Source organism: Variovorax sp. P4_D9 (assembly GCF_056401695.1).
In genome coordinates this window covers 1-4,208 of record NZ_JBFUIU010000760.1, presented here as the reverse complement: position 1 = coordinate 4,208, position 4,208 = coordinate 1, and the positions used below count along the sequence as shown (strand labels likewise).

The window sequence follows — 4,208 nt, the reverse complement described above, 5'->3', positions numbered from 1 at the left end:
CTTGAAGGTCTTGCTCGGCGTTGTGCCAGCCCACGCCGTCGAGGTGGGCCGCGACGTGTTTTCGCACGTCATCCTTCGAGGGTTTGCCTACGGAGTAGCTCCCGAGCTTCATGGTGGCGAGGGCGGCGTCATCGGTGYTCGCCTTCGGGATTGCCTCGTCGATCATCTTCAGGAGGTCGGCGCGCAGTTCAGAAGGCTTGCGGCCCTCGGCCTGGGCCGCCTTCTTGATCGACTGGGCCACCACGGGCGCGGTCGCTGCCTCGGGCGCTTCGCCGGGGTCAGCGTGCGTGGCCTGCGCCGGCGCGGCGGGCGCTGCGGCCGGGGCCTCGATCGGCCGATAGCGGTTGATGGCCTGCGACACGGCCTCGAATCGCGTGTTGTAGACCTCGTGGCCCGTCGGGTCCATGTCCTTGTCGAACCGCGTGATGCGCCATTTGCCCGCCTCGCTGGTGTCGCGGGTCACGCCCACGTAGCCGTAGCCGGTCGGCACCACCATGCCCTCGGCCTCCTCGCCCAGCTCGCGCGCCAGCTCGGCCTCGGAGTCGCGGCGCTCCTTGGTGAACTTCGACAGCTCCGGGATGCTCATGCCGCTCGGCGGCGAGGCCGGGAACTGCTCGCGCCACTGGGCGATGCGCTCGGCCGGCGTCTTGGGCATGACCACCTTGGCGCGCGGGCCGTTCTTCAGCTCGGCGGCGGTCGGGTTGGTCGAGTGGGTGCGGTTGGTTTCGCGCGGGCTGTCCGTCCATGCGCCGCCGGGCTCGGCCTGACGCACGGCATGCACGGTGACGCTCCATCGCTCGCCAGGCGTGGCGGGCGGGGTGTAGCTGATGACGCGATCGAACCCGCCAAAGCTGCGGACGATGTTGCCAGGAGTGAAGTAGGCGGCGCGGGCCTCCTCGGCTTCGCGTGCCTCGCGGTCGGCCTTGCTCTCGCGCTTAGGCTTCGGTGCTGGCGCCGGTGCTGCTGCGCCTTCCTGACGGGCGCGGAAAGCTGCGTTGTCGCGCTCCAGCGCCGGGCCGTGAACCTTCTTCAGCGCGCGGTCGCGGGCGTTCCATGCCTTCGTCTGCGTGGCGTGCTCGGCGAGCTGCTCGGGCGTCGGGTTGGCGCCGTAGAGCTTCGCGATAGGGCGCGGCTGGCTCTTGCGGTGCTCGGCGATGAGATCCGCGATCTCGGCCGCGCTCTTGCCGTCCGTCTCGCGCTCGATCGGCGTCTTGAACAGGTGGGAAACATCCTCGTTCGTGACCTTCTTCGGCTTCGCGGGCGCAGCCTGGGCGCCGGGGAGGCCGTCGAGGTACTGGCCAAGCATCGAGCGCTGCTCGCCGATCTCGCCGACGGTGCGGTTGATCGAGGCGTCGGCCGTGATCGTGCCGCGCTCCTGCAAGACCTTGATGGCGCTGGCCATCACGTCGCGGTAGTCCTGTCCGCCGACGATCAGCACGTCGCGGATCGAGCGGCTGCCGATCGCGGCGGCGATGCGGTCGACCTGAAGCCCCAGCTCGGCCAGGACGGCGGATTGGCGCTCGGGCGTCATGCGCTCGTCATACGGGTCGATCGTCTTGTCGCGAGACACGAAGCCGTGCTTCGCCGACAGCACCACCATCTGCGGCTTGGTGCCGAGCTGCGCCTCGTGCGTGCGCCACGTCGACCAAAACGGGCCGGTGTAGATCTCGTCGGCGCGGGCGCGGTGATCGAGCTTCGAGCTACCGCAGGCCATCAGCACGAGGCACTCGTCGGGCTTCACGTCCTCGGCGCGCTGCTTGCCGTTCACCACCTCCTCGGCAGTGACGGCCGCCGGCGCGGCCTGGGCGCCAGACAGGGCCTTGAGCTTCGCGAGGTCGCCCTCGGCGCGCTCGATGTTGGCCTCGGTCATCACGCGCTTCGAGTGGATCTCGGCGCCGACTTTCGTGGCCAGGGTGTTGAGCTTGTCGAGCGGGAGGCCTTCGAGGAATGTGTCGATCGCCTCGGCCGCCGGCGGAGCTTCCTGCTTGCGCTCGCGCAGCGCGGCCAGATCTTTCCGCTGCTTCGACTTCTCGTGCGGCGTCTGCGGCTGCGGAGCCACCACGGCGCCGTAGATGCCGGAGGCCGGCTTCTTCGAGCGCTTCGGATCGTTGATGAAGTCCTTGAAGGCCTCGGGCGTCATTTCGGTGACGCGGCCGACTTTCCAGCCGGCATCGAAGTTCGCCTTGTAGGCGGCCACGGCGGCCACCTTCGACTTGAACCCGATCATCGACTTGGTTTCGTCGAAAGCGCCGGTCTTCTGGTCGATCTGGTCGATCACATAGACGTTCTTGGCCTCCTCGGGGTGAGGGCCGACGTAAACGTCATGGTGGTCGCCGTCGGCGGCCTCGGTGCCACGCACATAGCCGTAGTGGTGGCTCATTTCGTTGGCCCACTCGACGCCATCCGGGCTCACGCCACGGCGCACGGAGCCCTGCGGGTTCTCGATGCTCACATCCATGCCGAGCACGGTGATGTGGCCCATCTTGTAGTTCCCGGATTCCTTCTGGGCCTGGGTGGGCTCGGGGAGGTCGTTGCGCGGGCTGGTGGCGGCCTCGTGGGCCGCGTCGTCGATCGAGGGCTCGGGCGCCTCGTTGTCGGCCGGCGCCGGCGCGGCGCCCTGCTTGGTCTGCTCGAGCTTGGCCAGCACCCCGCGCTTGGGCTTCGGCTCGGCGGCAGGCGCGGCGAGCGCTGGTTTCGTCAGATTGCGAAGCGCCTTGAGTCCGATCGACTCGGCGCGCGGGCGAACCTTGTCGGCCAGCTTCTCATCGTTCGTCAGAAACAGGCCGTGGCTCGTCTCTACCTGGTGAAGCCCGCTCCAGTTGAGCCCCTGAAGGTCAAGCCCCATCTCGGGGTCGGACTCCAGAAGAACGGCGTTCACGTCGCTGTCAGGGTCGCGCAGCGTTGCGATCAGCTTGGCGAAGTCGGCGCGCGGAGTCATCGCGGCGCTGGGGTTGCCGGTCAGGTGCTCGAACGGGTCTTTGGGGTCGAGCACTTCCGACACTTCGATGCGCTTCGTCGGCCCGGCGGCGGCCGGCAGGAGGGGCGTGTTCTCCGGAAGCGGCTTGCGCGTGATGCGGGATTCCGTCTTTCCGTTGAACTCGACCGGCTCCACGCGAAGCCCGGTCAGGTCGTAGCCGGCGCGGGCGAGATCGTTCGGGGAGATTTGCAGGGTCACTCCGCTCGCCGTCTCGTCGGTGCGCAGGCTGTCGAGCACGTGAACGTAGCGCGGGTCTTGTTTCTTCTCCTGGTCGTCGTCCACGAGCTCGAACTCGGCGCGCTTCTTCTTGCGCTCGTCGAGCTTGGCCAGGACGCCACGCTTGGGCTTCGTGGTCGGTGCTGGTGCAGGTGCAGGCGCCATCTCGCGCAGCTCCTTGCGCACCCACTCCAGATTGTTCTCGTAGTACGAGTCTTCGATGGCGTTGCGGATGTCGAACTCGCTCTTGCCCGCGTCGATCGCACCCTTAAACAGGGCGGGCTCGATGCCGTGGAACTCCTGCGCCAGGCGGTCGCCCAGCGGGATGCTCTCTGCGTTGTTCGCCATGAACAGGGCGTAGGCGAAGCCCTCGGGGGTCAGGCTGCGCTCGTACTTCGCGCTGCTCGACAGCTTGTGCATCTTCGAGCCCTGCGTGGGCTCCACGGGCGCGATCGGCAGCTCGTTGTGGAAGTTGCCGTACAGCTCGGTGCGCTTCGTGTAGTTGTCGCCGAAGTGCCACGGGTCGAATTTCAGCAGGGGCTCCGGGAGATTGTTCTGCGTGCGAATTCGGCCGGTGGGGTTCTCCATCACCCAGACGGGCGGGCGGAAAAGCTCGATGGTGCGCAGGGTCTGGCGCACCAGTTCGTTGCTGACCTCGGTGCGGCCGTCCTCGTCCTTCTCCTTCCACCATTGCGAACCGCTGTTCGCAAAGTCGGTGCATGGCGGCTGCGCGAGGATCGCCCAAATCTCGTCATTGCCGTGCTGCTCGAGCAGGTTCTCGGCGCTGAACTCGCTGATGTCGCCGCCGGTCTGCAGGTCGTAGGTGTAGACGTTGTAGCCCGCGTCGATCCATGGCTGTGCCAGCACGCCCGATGCGTCGAACAGGCTAATGACGGTGCGATTGGCGTTGGCCGACACGTTCTCACGGCCTTGGCGATCGGCCTCGGCCTTCCACGATTCGAGGCGCGCGGCGGCCTCGGCCGGGTCGATGAACGGCATGCTCGGTGCCGTCGGG

The 4,208-nt window shown here is 67.6% G+C and carries 1 protein-coding gene; it reads right to left on the bottom strand.

Features of this window, described 5'->3' with window-relative positions:
* Window positions 1–4,192: DUF6884 domain-containing protein (locus tag AC1DY5_RS44540; protein ID WP_478120799.1), on the bottom strand; the 4,192-nt coding region annotated here is incomplete at its 3' end.
* Window positions 4,193–4,208: the final 16 nt, after the last annotated feature.